The sequence below is a fragment of the Pukyongia salina genome (assembly GCF_002966125.1).
Lineage (GTDB): Bacteria > Bacteroidota > Bacteroidia > Flavobacteriales > Flavobacteriaceae > Pukyongia > Pukyongia salina.
Genome location: NZ_CP027062.1, coordinates 338,699 through 359,953 on the forward strand (window position 1 = coordinate 338,699; position 21,255 = coordinate 359,953).

18 protein-coding genes are annotated in these 21,255 nt (G+C 42.5%); 6 read left to right on the plus strand and 12 right to left on the minus strand.

The features are described 5' to 3' along the window. Positions 1–55: 55 nt before the first annotated feature. The 5 genes from C5O00_RS01510 to C5O00_RS01530 all read right to left on the minus strand — a co-directional run bounded on the left by C5O00_RS01510 (position 56) and on the right by C5O00_RS01530 (position 4,975). Positions 56–1,066, minus strand: coding sequence for a potassium channel family protein (locus tag C5O00_RS01510; RefSeq protein ID WP_105214290.1), 1,011 nt, complete (start codon positions 1,064–1,066; stop codon positions 56–58). Further along, the gene (locus tag C5O00_RS01515) at positions 1,063–1,293 is read right to left on the minus strand and encodes a PspC family transcriptional regulator (protein ID WP_105214292.1); all 231 of its coding nucleotides are present in this window, start codon (positions 1,291–1,293) and stop codon (positions 1,063–1,065) included. The genes C5O00_RS01510 and C5O00_RS01515 overlap by 4 nt, the downstream gene beginning before the upstream one ends. A 45-nt stretch (positions 1,294–1,338) precedes the next feature. Then, positions 1,339–2,616 (minus strand): DUF2851 family protein, encoded by a 1,278-nt coding sequence (locus tag C5O00_RS01520; RefSeq protein WP_105214294.1) that lies wholly within the window; start codon positions 2,614–2,616, stop codon positions 1,339–1,341. A gap of 85 nt (positions 2,617–2,701) precedes the next feature. Beyond that, positions 2,702–3,682 carry a PLP-dependent cysteine synthase family protein gene (locus C5O00_RS01525; protein WP_105214296.1) on the minus strand — a complete coding sequence of 327 codons (981 nt, stop codon included), beginning with the start codon at positions 3,680–3,682 and terminating at the stop codon, positions 2,702–2,704. Positions 3,683–3,739: 57 nt separating this feature from the next. Then, positions 3,740–4,975, minus strand: a complete 1,236-nt coding sequence (locus C5O00_RS01530) for an ABC transporter permease (RefSeq protein ID WP_105214298.1) — start codon at positions 4,973–4,975, stop codon at positions 3,740–3,742. Between the two features lie 9 nt (positions 4,976–4,984). Here C5O00_RS01530 and C5O00_RS01535 point away from each other — a divergent pair, with 9 nt between their 5' ends. Beyond that, the gene (locus tag C5O00_RS01535) at positions 4,985–6,286 is read left to right on the plus strand and encodes an exo-beta-N-acetylmuramidase NamZ family protein (protein ID WP_105214300.1); all 1,302 of its coding nucleotides are present in this window, start codon (positions 4,985–4,987) and stop codon (positions 6,284–6,286) included. A 10-nt stretch (positions 6,287–6,296) separates the two neighbouring features. On the opposite strand, the gene C5O00_RS01540 is transcribed toward C5O00_RS01535, so the two are convergent. Continuing rightward, on the minus strand, positions 6,297–6,791 hold the full coding sequence (locus C5O00_RS01540; RefSeq protein ID WP_105214302.1) for a YkgJ family cysteine cluster protein: 495 nt from the start codon (positions 6,789–6,791) through the stop codon (positions 6,297–6,299). 17 nt (positions 6,792–6,808) lie between these two features. Here C5O00_RS01540 and C5O00_RS01545 point away from each other — a divergent pair, with 17 nt between their 5' ends. Beyond that, positions 6,809–7,513, plus strand: coding sequence for a class I SAM-dependent methyltransferase (locus C5O00_RS01545; protein ID WP_105214304.1), 705 nt, complete (start codon positions 6,809–6,811; stop codon positions 7,511–7,513). Here the strand turns inward: C5O00_RS01545 and C5O00_RS01550 are convergent. Next, positions 7,500–8,039 (minus strand): DUF2059 domain-containing protein, encoded by a 540-nt coding sequence (locus tag C5O00_RS01550; protein WP_105214306.1) that lies wholly within the window; start codon positions 8,037–8,039, stop codon positions 7,500–7,502. The genes C5O00_RS01545 and C5O00_RS01550 overlap by 14 nt on opposite strands. Before the next feature lie 47 nt (positions 8,040–8,086). On the opposite strand from C5O00_RS01550, the gene C5O00_RS01555 reads away from it, so the two are divergent. Then, entirely contained in the window at positions 8,087–8,848 is a 762-nt protein-coding gene (locus C5O00_RS01555) for a membrane metalloprotease (RefSeq protein ID WP_105214308.1), read from the plus strand. A gap of 29 nt (positions 8,849–8,877) precedes the next feature. Here the strand turns inward: C5O00_RS01555 and C5O00_RS01560 are convergent, their stop codons facing one another. Genes C5O00_RS01560 through C5O00_RS01570 form a run of 3 tightly spaced genes read right to left on the minus strand, consistent with a single transcriptional unit; the run spans position 8,878 to position 15,390 of the window. Continuing rightward, positions 8,878–10,518 (minus strand): amidohydrolase, encoded by a 1,641-nt coding sequence (locus tag C5O00_RS01560; RefSeq protein WP_105214310.1) that lies wholly within the window; start codon positions 10,516–10,518, stop codon positions 8,878–8,880. A 22-nt stretch (positions 10,519–10,540) separates the two neighbouring features. Next, positions 10,541–12,334, minus strand: coding sequence for a porin family protein (locus C5O00_RS01565; protein WP_244593013.1), 1,794 nt, complete (start codon positions 12,332–12,334; stop codon positions 10,541–10,543). 35 nt (positions 12,335–12,369) lie between these two features. Further along, on the minus strand, positions 12,370–15,390 hold the full coding sequence (locus C5O00_RS01570) for a tetratricopeptide repeat protein (protein ID WP_105214312.1): 3,021 nt from the start codon (positions 15,388–15,390) through the stop codon (positions 12,370–12,372). A 253-nt stretch (positions 15,391–15,643) separates the two neighbouring features. Between C5O00_RS01570 and C5O00_RS01575 the strand changes: the two genes are divergently transcribed. The 3 genes from C5O00_RS01575 to C5O00_RS01585 are packed head-to-tail and all read left to right on the plus strand — an operon-like array spanning position 15,644 to position 18,806. Continuing rightward, complete coding sequence (locus tag C5O00_RS01575) at positions 15,644–16,108, plus strand: tail fiber protein (protein WP_158676749.1); 465 nt, start codon at positions 15,644–15,646, stop codon at positions 16,106–16,108. Positions 16,109–16,110: 2 nt separating this feature from the next. Continuing rightward, complete coding sequence (locus C5O00_RS01580) at positions 16,111–18,063, plus strand: S8 family peptidase (RefSeq protein ID WP_105214316.1); 1,953 nt, start codon at positions 16,111–16,113, stop codon at positions 18,061–18,063. 59 nt (positions 18,064–18,122) lie between these two features. After that, positions 18,123–18,806 (plus strand): cell division ATP-binding protein FtsE, encoded by a 684-nt coding sequence (locus C5O00_RS01585; protein WP_105214318.1) that lies wholly within the window; start codon positions 18,123–18,125, stop codon positions 18,804–18,806. Here the strand turns inward: C5O00_RS01585 and C5O00_RS01590 are convergent. Next, positions 18,803–19,732: an LB_356 family protein gene (locus tag C5O00_RS01590; RefSeq protein WP_105214320.1), complete on the minus strand. Its 930-nt coding sequence runs from the start codon at positions 19,730–19,732 to the stop codon at positions 18,803–18,805. The two genes, C5O00_RS01585 and C5O00_RS01590, sit on opposite strands and share 4 nt — an antisense overlap. Further along, positions 19,733–21,157: an MBOAT family O-acyltransferase gene (locus C5O00_RS01595; protein WP_105214322.1), complete on the minus strand. Its 1,425-nt coding sequence runs from the start codon at positions 21,155–21,157 to the stop codon at positions 19,733–19,735. It lies immediately after the preceding gene. Positions 21,158–21,255 lie beyond the last annotated feature (98 nt).

Consider the following 21,255-nt stretch of genomic DNA (forward strand, 5'->3'; position numbering starts at 1 on the left):
ATGCTAAAAAAAATAACCGTTTTCAAATTTTAGACCTAAAAAAGGTAAGGTTCTGTTAAACGTTATAAAGTTCTTTCAGGTTTTTTATTTGATCGGGTCTGCCAATTAATATTAGTTTAGAATCCTTCTGAAGCATTAGCGACGGTTCCGGATTTACTATATAAGCTCCGTCCGGTCCTTTATACCCAATGATCGAACAACCTGTTTTTTTGCGGATGTCCAAGTCGCGGATCGATTTTTCCTCGCCACCATGGCATATTTTATCAAAGCCTATTTGTTCTACATTAATGCTGTCTTTCTCACCAGAGACCGATAGGTTGTCCAGGAACTCCACAAGATCCGGAGTAACTACCAGGTTGGCCATATGGTCTCCGCCAATCTTATCGGGCAGGATCACGTTATCGGCTCCTGCTAACTTGAGTTTTTGAAAACTGGTCTCTTCGGTAGCTCTGCTAATGATCTTCAAATCGGGATTGATCTGCCTTGCCGATAATACAATGAACAGATTATCCGCATCGCTTGGTAAGGCGCAAATTAAAGTAGAGGCGTTTTTTATTCCAGCTTCCATTAAAACTTCATCCTCGATGGCGTTTCCATGAACAAAAAGTATTTCTTCATCTCTATGCTGATTTACCAAAGCTTCGTCTTTTTCGATAACGACAAAATCCTGATCGTAATCTCTTAGCTTTTCCGCCGCCTGCATTCCATTTCTGCCATAACCACAAACGATCACATGCCCTTCAATTTTTTCGATAGTTTTCTTCACTCTCTTAATTTTAAAGTTTCCAATATTATTCTGTCCTAAAATATATTCGGAAAATACTTTGATAGCGTAACCCACAATAAATATACTGGAGATAATTAATATGGAGGCGAATATTTTTTCGCCAGGGCTCAAGGGATGAACTTCTCCATAACCTACGGTAGTAATGGTAATGACGGTCATGTACACCGAATCTATCCAGCTGTAACCAGAGAATAGTTTAAAACCCATTACTCCCGCCATAAAGACAAAAAGGACAAGGAATATTGCACCGAATAATTCGGATTTATAAAAATTTTTCATAGATCGAATACCGAGGTTCGTTTAGTATAAACCAGGTCTTTTAACTTCAACCAGAAGGCCAGGGTAAGGTAGATCGCAAATCCCACTCCCAGGGTGGCAAAGGACACGTATATGAAAAAAAGCCGTACGCTTTTAGCGCGCATCCCTAATCGGTCGGCCAACCTCGCACACACATAATACCCGCGTTTCTCGAGATAATAACGGATGTTGTAAACCAGTTGTAACATTACTGCAAATTACTACTTTTTAATTATTTGTTCCAGATTATCCCTTCACAACTTTTTTCGAATTAACTTGTTACCTATTGCACACTGAAGACACTTTTTTGTATCGCAATAATTAGTCTTAAGTTCTAAAAGTGCCTGACTTTCCAGAAGATCTTCTGCACTCACTCCTATCTCATCGAAATTTCGGATAATGGTGTTGGATTCGGCTTTCAGGGAACGCGACACCACGAGTATCTCTTCATCACTAAATCTCCCGTTCTCTCTTAGATAAAAGAATTTTAACGGTAAAACTACATTTATCAGAAGCAGGTCTAGAAAAGTGGCATGGAGTCGTTTAGATGTATTCCTTACTTGTTTTCCGAAACTGTAATGTGTATCCCAATAATCATTTGCTTCACAGTGTAAAACATGGTAATAATCGTCCTTCGTTTTCGCCTCCAGCAGCTTGGAAAAAAGATGAGGTTTGTTGCAGTATAATGCAGCTAATTGTGATAACCTGATGGTGGGAAAATTGTTTGGACGCAGCCGAAAGAATTTTGGTGAAATTATGTGGTCATTATGTATTGCATATTTCAATTTCAGAAATGAATAATGATCCTTGAGAACTCTAAAATATAGATCCTCGCAATCTCCCTCCAGCATCCCCGCTTGGCCCATGAGCAAAGCCTCCAGCATGTTTGGTTGTGTTGCGCATTTACGCACCACGGAAAAATCGACCGATTGTGCCACACTTCTAAAGGATTCTGAATTAACCTTTGTACCGAAAGCCGCCGCCAGTGACTGGAAAAACAACGCCTCCCAATCGTTATTGAGATTTTCAAGATCACGTGCAAATCGGTCTGTCCTGTTTTCAAGTCGTTGGATAAAAAGCCGTTCCATCCAATTTCTTAAAGTGAAATCATCCACCATACGAAAATCCCTTTCACAAGGAATCCAATTCGCCGTGTTCCGAAATAACTTTTTATAGGCAGCCACAGTAGCGGCAGATACCCAGTGTTGAAGCTCGATAGTAGGGATCTCTGAACCGTCTTTTCTATAGACCCGCTCATCAAAGTGCCACACAACATGCAAGATCACATTATCATAAGCAGGGTCTTCATGATGCTTGTGTTTATACCAGGAGATTGAACGAACATGGATTTCAATATTCCCTGCCCACAGCACCTGAGCTATGGAAACCTGACCGTTGAAGAAATCGGGGCCAGAGTTAGCATTATGAAGGCCCGGCGAATGGACGACCACAGTTTCGTTGTTTACCGTCCTTAAATTCGCAACATCGAACTTCCGATACTTCCACACGTAATGCAGAAAATCTTCTTTCAAAATAAAATGAGTAAGGCGGGAGAGTAGAAATGCTTTACTAAAATAAAAAAATCCTGCCAGGTAGCAGGATTCGAACGAGTAATTGTTACTCTATATATCCTTTTTCCCGCATCCAGTCGTCGTTGAACATCTTTCCTACATATCTACTTCCATGATCGTGAAAAAGTACAACAACCACATCGTCTTCATTAAAGTGTTCTTTCAACTGAAGCACACCTTTGATAGCTGCTCCTGCCGAATTTCCAAGGAACATTCCTTCCTTCTTAGCCAATTCCTGAGTGTAGACCGCAGCGTCCTTATCGGTTACCTTGGTGAAACCGTCAATGATGTCAAAATTTACGTTCTTGGGTAATATATCCTCTCCTATTCCTTCTGTGACATATGGATAGATCTCATTCTCATCGAAGATTCCCGTCTCATGATATTTCTTGAATACACTTCCGTAGGTATCTACTCCCCACACTTTAATATTGGGATTCTGTTCTTTAAGATAAGTTCCCACACCGCTAATAGTTCCTCCGGTTCCAACACCTACTACAAAGTGAGTTATCTTACCATCGGTTTGTTTCCAAATCTCCGGGCCGGTACTTTCGTAATGCGCCCTGGTATTACTAGGATTGTCATACTGATTTACATACCAGCTATTAGGTGTTTCCTCAGCCAGCCTTCTAGAAACCGAATAATACGATCTGGGATCGTCTGGTGCCACATCGGTTGGGCAAACAACCACCTCGGCTCCAACAGCCCTTAGAACATCCATCTTTTCTTTAGACTGCTTATCGGAAATAACAAAGACACATTTATAGCCTTTTACAATGGCCGCTAGCGCAAGGCCCATCCCTGTATTACCGGAAGTACCTTCAATGATAGTACCGCCCGGTTTTAATCTGCCGTCGGCTTCAGCATCTTCGATCATTTTTAGAGCCATCCGGTCTTTAACCGAATTCCCCGGGTTAAAGGTCTCGTATTTAGCCAGTACCATGCAGGGCAGTTCTTCGGTTAATTTATTGATCTTCACCAAAGGGGTGTTACCAATTGTTTCAAGTATGTTCTCTGCGTAATCCATAAAATTGTTTAGACGGTGCAAAAGTACACTTTCAACTAACGATGTGCAAGGTTCGGGTTATTCAAATCTTATGGCCTTCACCGGCGAGATACGTGTAATGATCCAGGAAGGTATAAGCAGCATAAGCAAACACAATAAAAAGGTTCCCGTATTCAGTAATAAGATGTATCCAAGGTCGAGATAGACGGGTGCTTCGGTTACGTAGTAGGTATCCGGGTCGAGAGGAAACAACTTGAAGTATTTTTGTGCCAACAGGAGTCCGATCCCAATAACATTTCCGAAGAAAAGTCCCAGGCAAATAAGGTACATTGCATTGTAGATAAATACCTTCCTCACACTCCAATCGTTACTCCCCAGGGCTTTTAAGATCCCTATCATTTGTGTTCTCTCCAAAATTAGAACCAATAAGGCAGTGATCATATTGATCCCCGCCACCAGGATCATAATCCCAATGATAAGCGCAATATTGAAGTCGAACAGGTCCAGCCATTCGAAGATGGAACCGTACTTTTGCCGGATGGTTTGAGTGTCGAGGGTACTGGCGGTTTCCATATAGACCGCATTGCCAATATTCTCGATCTCATCAAAATCGTCTACAAATAGCTCGAAAGCCCCTATTTGGTCATCCTCCCATTTATTGAGCCGTTGTATATGCCTGATATCGGCAATGATGTATTGCTCATCGAACTGCTGAAATCCGCTGTTGTAAATACCTACTATATCGAAGCCTCTGCTCCTTGGTGGTTTAGAGCTATCTGCATTGATGAAAAATGTTACTACTTTGTCTCCTAGTTTCAGATCGAGTCTCTTGGCAAGATATTGTGAAATTAGAATATCCGAATTGAGATCGCCCGAAAAATCCGGCAGCTCACCTTCCACGAGATATTCTTCGAAATTCTGCCATCTGTAATCTTCGGCCACACCTTTCACCACAATCCCTTCAAAGTCGTTTTCGGTGCGGATCACCCCTCCTTTCATCGCAGTGATCTGGATGTGACTGATTCCTTCCACCAAATTGAAATTTGGGTAGAAATCCTGCTTTTTTGAAATGGGGATCTGCGAATCGTTAGAGAAGTTGGTGTCGAAATTTGTGATGACTATATCCCCGTTAAAGGCCGATACTTTTTCTCGTATTTTTTTCTGAAGTCCTACCCCCGTAGCAATAGAGATGAGCATCATTATAACTCCAATAGCGATAGCCGTTATGGCAATTTTTATTATTGGTGCCGAAATGCTACTTTTACGATCCTTGGATGCAATGATGCGTCTGGCAATGAAGAATTCGAAATTCACGGATTAAAGATGCGGTTAACTTTATTCAAAAATACACTATTCCTGCTTGTCTTATTTTGTTTTTCCTGCGGAAGTGGTTCCGGGAAGGAAAACGCTGCCGATAATGAGGATATTGTGATCCATGATATGTACCCCCTCGATGAGGTTCAGAAAAAAAATAATATGGAAAACAGCGACCCTATTGTTGTAGGCGCAGAACGATTCGATGTCTATAAAAAGTTTCTTCAGAATAAAAAAGTGGGAGTAGTTGCCAACCAGACCTCGGTAGTGACTTATCGCTCTGAACCGGACAACAGTCTTAACGCTTTCGACGTTGAAATGCATTTGGTGGATTTTTTACTTCGGAAAGGAATTTCTGTTAAAAAGGTATTTTCTCCCGAACATGGATTTCGGGGGGAAGCAGATGCCGGTGAAGCCGTTAAAGATGGCGTTGATACTAACACCGGCCTACCTATTGTATCTTTGTATGGGAAGAATAAGAAACCCTTTGTGGATCAGCTGAAAGATCTCGATGTGATGGTCTTCGATATGCAGGATGTAGGAGTTAGGTTCTACACTTACGTTTCAACCATGCACTATATCATGGAGGCTGCCGCCGAAAATGGTATTCCTGTTATTGTGATGGACCGGCCAAACCCTAACGGACATTATATAGACGGCCCAATGATGGAAGAAGCACATCGAAGTTTTTTGGGTATGCATCCGGTTCCGCTTGTTCACGGGATGACCATGGGCGAATACGCACAAATGATCAACGGAGAGGGATGGTTGTCTAATGGAGTTCAATGTGAATTGGAAGTAATACAGATGGAAAATTACACCCATGATACCGTTTATTCTGTCCCAATTCGGCCTTCACCCAATCTACCTAACGACACAGCAATAAACCTATATCCCAGTCTGGGACTGCTGGAAGGAACTAATCTCAATGCGGGTCGAGGTACCGAGATGCAATTTCAGATTTTCGGATCGCCCCACCTTCCTGCCGGGATCTATACTTTTAGGTACACACCTCAGCCTAATTTTGGTTCTAAAAATCCGAAACACAAGGGTACGCAATGCAACGGACTCGACCTTCGCGATACACCAAGGATGAACAAGGTGGATCTAAGCTGGATCATAGAAGCTTATAAAAACCATACAAGGAAGAACGAATTTTTCAACACCAAAAATTTTACGGCTCACGCAGGAACGGCAAAACTTCAGAAGCAAATAGAACAGGGACTTTCCATGGAAGACATTCGCAATAGCTGGCAAGATGATCTTAAAGCCTATAATGCGATGCGAAAAAAGTACCTTTTATATGATTAGCCGGAGGGACTCAGGATTTAAGACGGCGTTTCATTTCCTCAACTATATTGAAGGCTGCCGGACAAATAGCCACATTCTCTAGTGTAAGATTAGATATCTGTTGAAATTTTTTTCGGTCGGTGTGCGGAAATTCCCTACAGGCCTTAGGACGAACATCATAAATGCTGCAGAAATTATCTGGTCCCAGGAAAGTACAGGGCACAGATTGGAGCACATAATCGTTTTCTTCATCTATCCTCAAGTAGGCCTCTATAAATTTCTGAGGCTTCATTTTAAGATGTTTGGAAATTCTCGCTATATCCTTATCTGTAAACAAAGGCCCTGTAGTCTTGCAACAATTGGCACACTCTAAACAATCCGTTCGCCGAAATTCCTCATCATGCAGCTCCTGCATGAGGGAATCGAGATGTTTAGGAGGTTTTTGCTTTAGTTTAGCGAAGAACTTTTTATTCTCCTTATGCGTATCTTTGGCCTTATTTGGGAGATTTTTCAGGATGTCTTCCATGGTTCAAATGTAGTTAAATGGATGATATCTTTGGAAAGGCCTTGCTCGATTACCATGCCGGGGAGCAAATGGGAGAACTTATAACCGAAACTTCCATCAGTGAAGAAGATGTACTTCCTGTCTCCTATCTTTTCAGAAGTTTTAATACTATGCCGTCCATAGAGCGCACAGCTTTAGCACATTGCCGGGGTTCTGTTCTGGATGTGGGCTGCGGAGCCGGTAGTCATTCGTTGTACCTGCAGAAACAAGGCCGGGATGTTACCGCCATAGACGAATCCCCGGGGGCTGTACAAGTTGCCCGTTCCAGAGGTGTTAAAAAGGCGATTCACTCATCACTGCTCAATTTTTCTGAAGGTCGTTTCGACACCATCCTGCTGCTAATGAATGGCACGGGAATATTCTCTACCCTCGAGGAAGTACCGCGATATCTGGAGCATTTAAGAACATTGTTAAACGCTAAAGGACAGATCCTGATCGATGGCAGTGATCTTCAATATATGTACGATCGAACCTCTGAAGGAGGAATCATGGTTCCTGCTAACCGTTATTATGGCGAATTGGATTTTGTGATCACATATAAGGGTAGATCTACCAAACCATTCCCCTGGTTATACCTGGATGAACGGCTGTTCGAACTTCTGGCAAATGATCACGGATTCAATTTCGAGATCCTGGAAAGAGGGGATAATTTCGACTATCTGGCAAAGCTTAGTGTCCGGTAGAATAACCCAGCTTTACCAATTTACTCATCTTTTCAGCAAACAGATCCCTGCTCCAATGCTCCGAAATTTCGACGATATCTTTGGTAAGATCGTTTCGTTTCTCTTCTATCTTCTTTCCTAATGCGCTACTATAAAAGGCCGTGATCTCAGCCTGTTCGGTTTCACTCAGGGCAGATGGGTCGATCGTCATTTGTTTAGCTGCAGGAGTTTGATAAAAGGTATTCAACTGGTTGATCTCTTCTCTGGTGAAATGATTTCTGTAGGCAAAGGTGAGGAATTTAACAATTTCGTCCAGGCTTTTATCTTTATCCTTCTGAAGGTCCTTCCACACATTGTCGGGCACGTTCGAAACCGAAAATTGTTGTTTTAACACCTCGAACATACTATCGTAAGCTCCGCTGTATTGATCGCGCGTACCATTGTTGTTAAGGTATGTTATAATATCTTCCTGATATGGGTCCTCCTGTGCTGTGATGGAAAAACAAATTGGGAAAAAAAGCGTTAAAATCAAGAACCGTATTTTCATAATGGTCTTTTAAAGATTATGTTTGTTGAAAAAACAAAGGTACAATAATGAAGTATATTCGAATAAACCTATTGCTATGTCTGGTTGTTCTGTTGCTCAATGCAGCGTGTAAAAGTGATGATTCCGGTGATACAACCAATGAAAATGCCGAAAATCTGAAAGCCTTGGGTGCCTCGGCAGAAGACCTTTTATCGGACGATTTTTATACCAAACTTGTGGTGGAGATAGTCTATTCACAAGGGTTCAGACCCAAGCAGCTCACCATAGATACTTTTAGAACTTTTTTGAATCAACGACTTAATAAACCTGGCGGGATCTCGATCGTTGAAACGGTTATCGATCCGCCATCCGGCGAACCTTATACCGTTCAGGAGATACGCGATATTGAGAAGGATGTACGTACAAAATACACTAATGGCAATGAAATCGCGGTTTTTGTTTTCTTTGCGAATGGTAATTCGTCTAACGATACCAGTTCCTCAGTAACGCTTGGTACAGCCTACCAGAACACCTCCATGGTGATCTATCAGGAAACGCTTCAAAGCCTGGAACAGGATCTGTTCCTCATGGAAGCCACTACTATTCGTCATGAATTTGGGCATATTCTCGGGTTGGTGGATATCTCAGGAGACGACATCCACCCTGATGGGCATATCGATCCTGAAAGCTCTAAACATTGTATCGTGGAAGGATGTTTAATGTACTTTGCCAGTACTATTCCTTCTACTATTCCAAATCCCATGAAGGGAGATATACCTCCGTTAGATCCCCTCTGTATAGAAGATCTTCAGGCTAAAGGTGGTAAATAGAAAGATTACCTCTTTGTAGTTTGGATTAGCTATTTCTTCGGAGTGACATTTTCCCCGTTCACAAAGGTGGCGAGTACTTTTGTGCTGGGTAAGGCGGCTTCATCCACTTTCATAATATCCTTATCGAGCACAACGAAATCGGCAAATTTACCTACCTCAAGACTACCTTTTTCATCCTCCTCAAAATTAGAATAGGCTGCCCAGATAGTCATCCCTCTCAATGCTTCCTCCCTGCTCAAGGCTTCTTCCATTCGAAAACCTCCTTCGGGATAGTTCTCCAGGTCTTTCCGGGCAACGGCTGCATAGAACGTGTACATTGGGTTAACTTGCTCTACGGGAAAATCTGTTCCCAGGGCAATGATCCCGGCCTTATTCAACAAGGTCTTATACGCATACGCCCCTTTGATCCTATCCGGCCCTACCCGGTCTTCGGCCCAATACATATCGCTGGTGGCGTGAGTAGGCTGTACGGATGGTATGATATTTTTAGAGAAATAATCGAAATCGGAGACATCTACTACCTGTGCATGTTCAACTTTCCACCTGGCATCGGTTTTGTCTTTCAGTGCTTTGGTGTAGGCACGTAACACGGCTACATTAGCAGAATCTCCAATGGCGTGTGTATTCATTTGGTATCCGGCTGTGGCTATACGTTGGGCTAGGGCGTTTAATTGCTCCTCCGTGGTGATCATCGCACCAAAATGTCCCGGCTGATCGCTGTATGGAGCTTTTAAAGCAGCTCCCCTCGATCCCAGGGCACCATCCGCATAAACTTTTACGCTACGCACATGGAGTCGGTCTGTTTTTATTATCCCTTTAGAAAGGAAATGATCGAGGTTCTCCTTGTAATTACTCGCCATTGCATATACGCGTAATTTCATTTCTCCCCGTTGTTGCAAACTGTCGATCAACTCTATGATCCGGCGTGAAAGACCCGCGTCATTAACAGTGGTAAGTCCCAACGATAAGCAAATATTTTCGGCATCCAATAATGCCTGCGCAGCATTTTCAGTGGTTACATCGGGTGCATTTGTGTACACCATAGACATAGGTGCATCTACCAATACTCCCGTAAGTTTTCCATCCTTAACGATCACCTCTCCTCCTTCCACATATGTATCGGGTGTTACTCCACCTAGCTCCAGTGCTGTGGAGTTTGCCAGTAGAGCGTGACCATCAATGCGTCTTAAAACAACGGGAGTATCGGGAAACAAGGAGTCCAGTTTGTCTTTGGTTGGGAATTCTTTCACTTCCCAATCATTCTGATCCCAGCCACGTCCCTGGATGAATGATAGGTTTTTTTCCTTCTGAAACGCAACAACACGCTCCAGCACCTCATCGTAGCTTTTAGTGCCAACCAAGTCCACAGTTTGCAAGGATCCGCCCAATCCGTAGAGATGCGCATGCGCATCAATTAGTCCGGGAACGATCACCTTGCCTCCTGCATCATATATTTCGGCGGGGCTGTACTTTGAGGCTAGTTCTTCCATGGTACCAGTCTCAACGATCTTGCCATCCTTAACCACAAATGCATCTACAGTCGTGAAAAATTCATCCACCGTATACACGGTAGCGTTTTGTACAAGAAGGTCTACGGGTATCCATTCCGAAGAACAAGAAAGAGATATAAAAAGTAAAGGTAAAAGCGTGAGGTGTACTAGTTTTTTCATACCCACAAGATATGAAAATTCGTTACCAATCGAACTTATAAGTAGCTCCCAACAAGCCCTGAATCCCCTGAACCGGGTAATTCTGCCATTTTTCGTAATTCTCGCCCAGAAGATTGCTACCCTTCGCGAAAATAGATAACCTGTCGTTCACCCTGTAACCAAGATGAACGTTTGCATCGATGTAGCTATCAAGTGTCCCGAAAACCACCATTCCATCACCGAAGATCCCAACATCTCCTGTAAAGAGTGAATTTCTTTCACCTACATAGAACACCGAAACACCGGCATAGATCTGTTCGGTAATATCAAAATTAGAGAAGATGGTCGCTTTAAAGTCGGGTAAATTCCAGGCTTCAGGTTCGTTGGTCATGGTATAACCGAAATATTCACCGCTGGCTCCCAATGAGAACGCATCGGAAACCTCGACTTTAAGTTCCCCGAATATGGATAGAGTGTTCACATCGTCGTAAACCACACTGAAGGAGTTGCCGTATTCGTAGGCTTCGGTAGGAGTGACATCGATAACAGGATTCGCCTGAAATAAAGCTTTATTCTCTTCTTTTCCGTAGGACGCCCTTATATTATACCCCACCGAATTGGATAACTTCCCTTTTAATCCTCCAAAAGCTTCGTATAATTGGCTGGTAGGCATCACCCACAAAGTTGGGGACACAAACGGATTCTCCTCTTTAAAATCATAGTATGTATTTTGACGTAAACCGCCATCGGCACCGCCATATACAATAAGGAGCTCGTCTACCAATCTGTAGGATACGTTGATCCTTGGATACACATAGAAATTCGAGTCGCTGTTCTCATTGTCCAGTCCTACATAGCCTGCTACGCCCAATGAGAGACTAAGATCTTCATCTACATATACCAGGGAAGGGCTAACACCTATATTCAGAAAACTGTAGTTCATACCGTTAAGCCCAAATAATCCCTTGTCGAAACTACCGCTTAAATAATTCACATCACCATCTATCTTCAGGGTGAAGGTGGTTAAAGGAAAAGCGAATTCGGGCTTCGCCACAAAGTTAAATTCTGAAGAGGAGTACGAATCGGACAAAAAGCGCAGGTTCGCGCTAATTTGTTCAAAGAAAGAATCTTCAACAGCAATACTACCTCCCACATAACCACTAAAATACGTTTGTTGAGCGTCTATAGCGTCTATGGTTTCGTCTGGCAACCCATCGTAAAATGACGGTAAGCCGTACCAATTAAAGAGCTGATGTTCAATTCCGCCGTCAACTGCGTATGTTATATCTTTTTGTCTGCTGCTGTAGTTCCCGTCCAAACGGGTGTCGTAATATTTGTTCTCAATCCGTACATCGTCAATACCTCCTTGAGAAGAATTATGTCTCAGAAAAAAACCGGCGTTGTCTGTTCGGCTTATTTGAAAATTGCTGTATAATTCGGCCAGGATAGAGGTATAATTACCAAATCCCAAGGTAGCATAATTATCATACAGTTTAAGGGGTTTAGGCTTCTCTACGGCGGCAGCACGACCCTTGGCCGGGGTAAAGGTAGATGCCACAGGTACAGAAAATATCTCATAGCTAACCTCCTTTTTCTGCGTAGTCACCGAATCGTTCAGCACAGGCGTTTCTTTAACTTTAAAGGCATCCGAGATCGTTGGTGTATAAGGCTTCACGATATTCACCACCTCGGTCCCAATATTGTCGTCCTGAGCCGAAGCCAGGGTAATACATAGCAGCGACAGGGTAATAATAAGCACGATCCTTATAAGTCGTTCGCTATAGGATTTATTAGCTGTGAACATAGTAAATAAACGAGAGAAAATGTCTTTTAACATTGTCATGGTCTAATTGCAATTATGATTGATGAAACTTAGTTATCGCCGGTTTCCACCGATGAATTTGTCTTGGATTGTGCAGCTTTTATCACTGCTAATTCGGCTTTGGCCTCTTCGACCACATCTGGAAAATCTGTAAAGTTTGTGATCACGCTTTCCAGGATATAACTAGCCTGATAGGCGTCGTCCAGGGCGTAAAAATTCTTCGCCATTAGTACCAGTCCTTTGGCACCAAACTCCTTATAGCCGGAATAATCCTTTGCCAGTTTTTGTACCGAAGCGTTAGAGCCTTCATAGTTCCCGCTCTTATTTTTAAAATAAGCATCGTAATAGAGCGCTTCTGCGGCTAGCTTTCCGGTGGCTATGGTAGCTACCTTGGCGTAGGCGTTCTTGGCTTTGTCCTCGTCCCCGGTTTTCATAGCAGAGCGGGCAATCACCACCTGGGCATCACTCTTTATGGAGTTATCTATCTTACCATTTTGAAGAACCTTTTCGGCGTAAGCAACCGCATCTGCATATCGCTTTAGCTCATAACTCGCCTTCATGCTATTGGTCTGGGCAAAGACAATATTCTGCGGAAAATCGGCCTCAACTTCCAATCGTTTCAGGTAGCGGATCGCGTTCTCGTAATCCTTTTTGGTGAGGTATAGTTCCGATACCCTTGCCAATGCCTGCTCGGTAAATTCACTTCGTTCTTTGGAAGCTACAAATTCGTAATGCGGAATCGCTTTGCTGCCGTCATTATCTCCAAAATAGATCTGGCCCAGGTAGAAATGTGCTTTCAAAGCGTGGCGACCGTTAGGGAATTCAGAAAGATACTCCTCAAATCTGCCTTTTGCCTGGTTAAGCTTATTTTCAAGGTAGGGCTGTTCGGCGGCGGTATAGGTGGCGTCGTCCAGCTCGGCATCCTCCACCTCGACATAATCCAGAGTACGAACCCAATCGGCATACTCACTCACCCTACCCAGGTCGATATAAATAAGTTTTGCCGAAGAAACCGCTTGTAAGGATTCGGCGGAGCCGGGATAATCCTTGGCAACTCTTCTAAAGATAGCGAGGGCGTCTTCACTTTTTCCCGAATTGTCATAGATCAGTGCTTTTTTGAGCAATGCCCTGGAGGTATAGCTGCTACCGGGTAATTCCCTTACCAATTTATCGTAAGCCTTAATGGCCTCGTTGTTTCGTTCAAGTGATGCGTAGGTATTTCCCAATTCGTATAAGGCATCATCCCTGTAAATAGATTTTGGGTAGGTTGCGTTAAACTGTTCCAGTTCTTCCAGTTTTTTACTATCTCTCTCCACAAACCCATAACTAATAGCTTTCTGAAACGCTGCATAATCCTTATCGGGGCTTCCCAGGCTGATCGCCTGGTTGTAATTTTCCATGGCAGGCCAGTACTGGCTAGTTACAAAATAGCTATCACCCAAACGTAGAAAAGCATCTTGTTTTCGTGCACCGTTGGAAGAAGAAGATTCTACATAGCCCTTAAAACTGTTAATGGCTTCCGAATAGTTCTTCAGTTTAAAGTAATTGTACGCCAGGTTGTATTGGCTATTCTCAAATTCGGGTGTTTGCGAGGACTGTGGTAATTGCAAGAACTGCTTATATCCCACCAATGCCTTATCGAAATAAGACCGATGGTAATCGCTTTCAGCCTTCCAAAAAGTGGCTCTGGCCGTGTAAACAGGATCTCTTGGTTCTTTCAGGGATTTGTCGAAATAACTCACGGCCTCATCGTAATTGCCTTCGTTGTATAATTCGAGCCCCCTGAAGAAGGCCACCTTCTGGTACGCAAGCTTATTCTCGAAGGATTTATTGTTTTCCAGCAATGTGATGGCTTCCTTGTAGTTCTTCGAACTGAGGTAAGAATCGATAAGCAGATCTTTTAAAGCCTCATTATTTCTATTTTTAGGATAGGCCTCGATAAAGGAAAGTAACACTTGCGGAACAGGTTGATAGCTGTTTCCTATCTCATAGCTAAGCTTTGCATAATTAAGCCAGGCATCCTCTCGGATCTCTTCACTGAAATCCATTTCCGAAGCATTTTTAAAAGCATTCAAGGCCTGTTGCTTCTTATCCAGTTTTAAATAACTTTCTGCCAGGTGATAATAGGCGTTTTGAGCGACGGCATTTCTCCCATCCACGATCTTATTGAATTCTCCAATGGCATTTTCGTAGTCTTTCTGCTTATAATAGGCGTAACCCAGTAAATAGTAATCGGTGTTACTCCATTTACCCCGCTTCCCTTTATATTCGGTTAGATACGGAATAGCCTCCTTATACTTACCCAAATTAAAATAACTTTCTCCGATGATCTTGGAGAGTTCGCTGCGTTCCATCGGACTCGAATTCTCATATTGTTCCAGCCCCATGTCGATGGCTTCCTGGAATTTACCCAATTTAAAATTCATATCGGCCTGATAATAGGAAAGCCCCTCGGCATAGCGTTCTTCGTCTTTTACAGACTCGAACAGTTCGTTGGCTTCTTCGTATTCATCACCTTCGTAGGCGATAAAACCAAGGTAATATTTGGCCTGGGCTCCGTATTTCTGCGAATCGCTTACTCTATTAAAATACTTTTTGGCCTCATTATATCTCTTATTTCTGAAATAGGCATAACCATTATTGAAGTTGAATTTTTCCCGTTCTCCCCTACTTAGACTGGATTCATCAACTTTATCGTACCATTTTCTTGCATAAGAATATTTACCATTCTCAAAATAGAAATTAGCCACGTTGATATAGGCATCATTACGTTTAATACTGGTGGGATAATCTGCAACGAAGGTCTCCATCAGCTCATCGGCATTTTGCTGATTTAGCCTAACAGCGCAATTGGCAATATAATAAGCACAGTCTCCTTTAATGGTTTCGTCCTGTACTTGACGCTGTACCCTATCAAACAAGGATTGAGCAGCCAGAAACTGTTCGTTATCATACAGTTCGATCGCTTTATTGAAAGTTTCAAGGTCGTTGGTGAAAATTGCCGTTTGCTGGGAATGAATTGAGTATGAATAAAATACGCAAAACGCAACAATAATGAGGTTTCTGAACATTCGAATGGGGTTTTTAACGCATATAAAGATACAGGTTACTAAATGAACCAAAAGCCCGAAAGCAAAAGGTTTTTAACAGATAAATCAACAGATTTATAGTACTTTTTCTACATACGTTAGCCGTTCAAAAATTAAGTTCAGCTTTACATAGTAACGCAACAATTGCGATATAAGTATGTTGATAAAAAGTAGCCTTTTCAGTATCATTAAAATTTACAGTACATTTAGTGATCATGAAATTAAACCTCATCCCATGAAAAATATTCTTGTAATATGTGTGTTGTTAATCACCTGTTCCACATTCGCCCAACGAAATACCTTTAAAGTAATAACCGAACGTAAAGGCATGATAGGCATTGGTACGAAAACGCCGGACGAAATGCTTACAGTAAAGGGAAAAATTCACACCCAGGAGGTCCTGGTCGATCTCAACGGCGCCGTAGCCCCCGATTATGTCTTTGAACATTATTTTGAAGGCAGATCCAACCGAAATCCGGATTATAAAATGCCATCCCTGGAAGAAGTGGGTGCTTACATTGCTAAAAACCACCATCTGCCCGGGGTTCCCTCTGCCGATAGGATCGAGACAGACGGACTCTCACTTAAAGAAATGAACCTGCTTTTGTTACAAAAAATTGAGGAACTCACCTTGTATACTCTGGAACAGCAAAAAGAAATAGAGACCTTGAAAGAAACTGTTCAGCAATTACAGCAATAGGTATGAGCAGGGTATTATTTATATTTTTTTTATTTCTGAATTTCATTGCCACGGCGCAGATGGATACCGATGAAGATCGTTATTACTTCTATGTAACCATCAACGATTTGGGGAACCTCACTTTTTCTGATAACGGTGATGGAACCCTCGGTCTGGTTACACAAAACGAATCCCAGGAAGCCAATATCTACAATGCTTATAAAGTATACGAATTTGAACCTGCCTTTCCCGGGTCCCGCTTGGATCATCTTAAAAAGGTCTATCGCATAGTTACCAACCGGGTAGAGTTGCTTGGCCGTTTATGGCACAACTTCCCCGAAAAATACACCAAGATTGATCAATTCTACCCAAATGAAACCAGCTTTTACCCCAACGATTATGGTTCCACTAGCCCGGTTACCAATCTCGGGGTGGAGCAGCCACTGTACGATCTTGACCTTATAAATGCCGCAGGAGCATGGGGAATTACCCTCGGCTCGGAAAAAGTGGTAATGGGTATCTCAGACGCTAAGATCGATTCTACCAATACCGAATTTTTAAACCGAATTGAATATTTAAGTTATAAGGATATTCAAAGCGGACTTCAATGTGCCCACGGTACAAATGTCGCGGCCATCGCAGCTGCATCTGCCAATAACGCCTATGGAAGACCAGGCATTTGCTCGAACTGCCGTATCGTTTCCCATGGTTATGGAACTTTCAAATTTGTAGAAGAACTGGTAGCCGCAGGCGCACGAGTTATTAATACTAGCTGGGCGGTATGCAATATGGGGAAATACCACAAGGAGATCGAAGACAGGATCAATGAAATGTACGAGGATGGTATCCTAATCGTTGCAGGGGCTGGAAACGCTAAGAACTGTAACAGGGAAGATGATTATGCTCCGGACGATTACGCCTATCCGGCGTCCTATGAGAAGGTAATTTCGGTTACAGGGGTGCATTCTAGGTTTTCATCACACCTGGATAGCACTTATATCGACACCGAGGGCTATACCGGCGCAAGGCATCTTAAGGACCGGCATGCAAGCAACTTCGCCATCGTAAAAAGTGGGAAAGTGATCGCTAAATACCAGAAATATGTGATGCAGTTTAACGAATCTATAGATATCTGTGCTCCGGCACGATCGTATCTCCTGGGTAACGATCTATGCGGTAATGAAACTATTTACGGTGGGGCAACGTCCAGTACGGCACCTTATGTCACCGGGGTTATCGGGCTCATGTGGTCTGTAAATTACTGCCTGGATTCGTATGAAACAGAATCCATACTAAAATTAACCTCTGCAGCTATAGATCATCTGCCCGGGAATGAGCCTTTCGCAGGGAAGCTGGGATCTGGGCGCGTAGATGCATTTAAGGCCGTAAAAATGGCCAGGGATATGAAAGAATTAATGGGAACGGTTCACATAAAAGGCCGCGACTTTAGCAGGTTTCATTTTAAACTAAAAAATTCGCCCTATAATATCCAGATAGAAGACCAGATTTTCAGGGATTCGTCTTCGGTAGCATTCTCTGCACGAAATAGTATTGTCCTGAAACCAGGAACCCGGCTTGCGCCCGATGCAAGTAGTTTCGTAAAGCTAAGTATCGATCCGTCTGTCTCTACAGCCGAATGTTTTCCGAAGCCTACAAAAAAATACGAAAGTGTATATCCCGCAACAGAAAGTTCTTCAACTACTAGATCCACGAGATTGTACAATTTTAAGGTAAATTATAGTAAAGAAGATGAACAGATCCAGGTAGAAGTTTTAAGCGCTACTCTAAAAAAGCAGAGAGGTGCAACATTTGTGGTGAAAATCTACACCCCGGATAACCGACTATTGAAAGAGGAGGAATTTACATTCCCCGAAAACGCCGCTATTGATATTGATATAGACGGTCTTAAATTCTGCAATGTCGAAATTACATTTGGAGAGCGAAAAGAATTCCATCGTATAAAAATTAGATCATAATCATTTTTCTCGATCACATTGTTTTAACTTTGTAACATCAAATCCCTTTCAACTTATCTATGGAAAAACCTGTTCTCTACTTAAAGGATGCCTCGATCTTTCAGCGTGAAAGCTTAATTCTCTCCGATGTTACCCTTCATGTAAAAAAGGGTGAATTTGTTTATCTGATTGGGAAAACAGGAACAGGGAAAAGTAGCTTTATGAAAACCCTTTATGGTGATCTCCCCTTACAAAAAGGTGAAGGTGAGATAGTTGGGTACGATCTGGCCACTTTAAAAGAATCGGACATTCCTTTTTTACGAAGAAAATTAGGGGTTGTTTTTCAGGATTTTAAATTGCTTAACGACAGGACCGTAAAAGACAACCTACTATTTGTATTAACGGCAACTGGCTGGAAAGACAAAGCCGAAATGGATGCGCGAATAGACGAAGTACTGGACAAAGTAGGCATGAAAACCAAGAGTTTTAAATATCCTTACCAATTATCGGGAGGTGAGCAGCAACGAGTGGCAATTGCCAGGGCACTACTTAATAAACCCGAATTGATCCTGGCAGACGAACCAACCGGAAATCTGGACCCGCAAACAAGCGTGGAAGTGATGGAAGTTTTACAGGAGATCAATAAAAATGGAAATACCATATTGATGGCCACTCACGACTACGCCCTCATCCTAAAATATCCGTCCAAAACGCTTAAATGTGACGAGAACCAGGTATTTGAGGTGGTTCAGAAAAGCGTCTAATTTCCTTCTAAGTAAGTGTCTATATAATCACTTAATAATTTACTGCACTTGGCAGCGCCTTCATTTGTAAGGTGGTCTGCATCTCGTAGATCATTGTTGGTAAAAGCCTGATGACGGGTAAGATCGATATGATGAACAAGGTTACTCGAATCGCTTACCTCCTCCAGTAATCCGCCTATTTTATCCCATTTGTTAGGATCTAACGCCTCCACATAAGCAGGATGGGCTGGCATTTGAACTAAAAATACATGAATCCCCTTTGCCTCGCATAAGGCGATGATCCGTTCTATTCGCTCCCGGTTCGACTTAAAATCTAAACTGCCATTCTCATGTTTTCGGGCAATGATACGAGCAACCTCTTCTTTATTGGCCACAATATCACTACTATCCTGTATGCCATATCCGTTGGGATTATGACTAACAATGGTTCCTTCTGCTACATACTCCATAACCAGATCTACCGATCTATTAAATTTTCTGCTCAGGGCCAGGCTGTATTTTTTTGGATCAAGGTTTGAAACCGAAGGTACATCAAGATCCATCTGCTGGTCATAGAAATATTTTCGCCAGCGGTCTTCCAGGCCATCGTCTTCCTGGCTGAGTGTGAAATACCCGATGGTTAAAACCACTGCCTTTAATTTCTGAAGACTATCCAGATGTTTTTTCAATAGTAGCTCATCGAAGTACAAACTCTGACTTATATTCGAAAAATTATAAGTATTCTTTGAGAAATACTCCGGATTGAGCCCGTAATAGGAGTGCGAACTTCCAAGGATCAATATTTCTGCCGTCTTGTAGTTTTGCTGAATTAGCTCATGCTTTTTAGTATAATTCGTTTCAACCTGACGATAGAATATTTCCAGACCTGCCCATACCAGAAAGACCGGTAACACAAACCATACTATCTTTTTAGTGAGATGTTTCATCTAAAACTGAAAATATATAAAAGGTTGAACATCACCCGCATAGTAGAAGATACAAAACAGTGTTATAAAATATAGGCTGTAGCGTAAAAGCCTACTGCTAACATTTGTCACATCCAGAAAATGATCCTGGTGCCTTTGGACCCACTCGATTACCATATATCCCATTAAGAGAAGTACTGCTCCCCTTGACACATTGGGCATGGTGAACAGGGAGGATGAAAAAACGATCTTCAGATAATCGAATGCATCGCCTATACTCTCGGCGCGGAAAAACACCCAGGCGATCACTACCACCACAAAGGTTCCGGCAATATTTAAAAATTCTCTAATTGTGGGAAGCCTCTTTTCTTTACTGAAATTAACCGTATGGTTTTTATAGAACAACAATACCGGTAAAACGAATACAGCATGCAACAACCCCCAGAACACGAATGTTAGATTTGCGCCATGCCAAAGGCCGCTTAAGAGGAAAACCACCAGAATATTTAATACCAGCCTAGATTTGGATACCCGGCTTCCCCCTAAAGGAATATAGACATAATCCCGAAACCAGGTAGATAAGGAAATATGCCAGCGACGCCAGAAATCGGACATGTTTTGAGCCAGATACGGATAATTAAAATTTTTCATAAGGTCGAACCCCATAAGGCGTGCACTTCCAATTGCAATATCGCTGTAGCCAGAAAAGTCACCATAGATCTGAAACGCAAAGAATACAGCGCCCACGAAAAGTGTGCTCCCGCTGGCCATTTCGTATTGCTCGAAGATAGTGTTCACAAAGACGGCACAGTTATCTGCGATCACCATTTTTTTGAACAAACCGCCAAGTATGAGTCTAAGGCCCGAGACACTTTTTTGATAATCGAACGTACGCCGGGTTTCAAATTGTGTGAGGAGGTTGGATGCCCGTTCTATCGGCCCGGCTACCAATTGCGGAAAGAAAGATACGAAGGCGAAGAAGGCCACTATATCATTGGTAGGGGCAATCCGCTTTCTGAATATATCGATAGTATAGCTTAATGTTTGGAAGGTGTAAAAACTAATCCCCACCGGTAACAGGATCTGCCAGCTATTGTAGCTAAATTCGGTTCCGAAGAGAGCAAAGGTATCCACGAAGGTTTCTACGAAGAAATTGAAATACTTGAAGGTGAACAGCATCCCCAGGTTAAAAACCAGACTGATCCCCAACAAGGTACGCCTTCTAAGCAAAGAAGATGATTCCGCCAGTTTTTTACCCACAACATAATCTACCAGGGAGCTGGCAAAAATGAGGGAAAGAAAACGCCAGTCCCAGAACGAATAAAAAATATAGCTAACAATTACCAGGTAAATGTTTCGAAACCTCACCGAACGGCCGGAGATCATCCAGTACAAAGCCAGGACAATTGGGAGAAATATGGCAAAATCGATGGTGTTGAAGAGCATATATCGGTGGCCGGTTCAATTTTAGTTGGCAATCTACAAACATTCAATTTAAAGAACAATTTCAGACAACCGATTTAAATTTTACGCATCCGATTTAT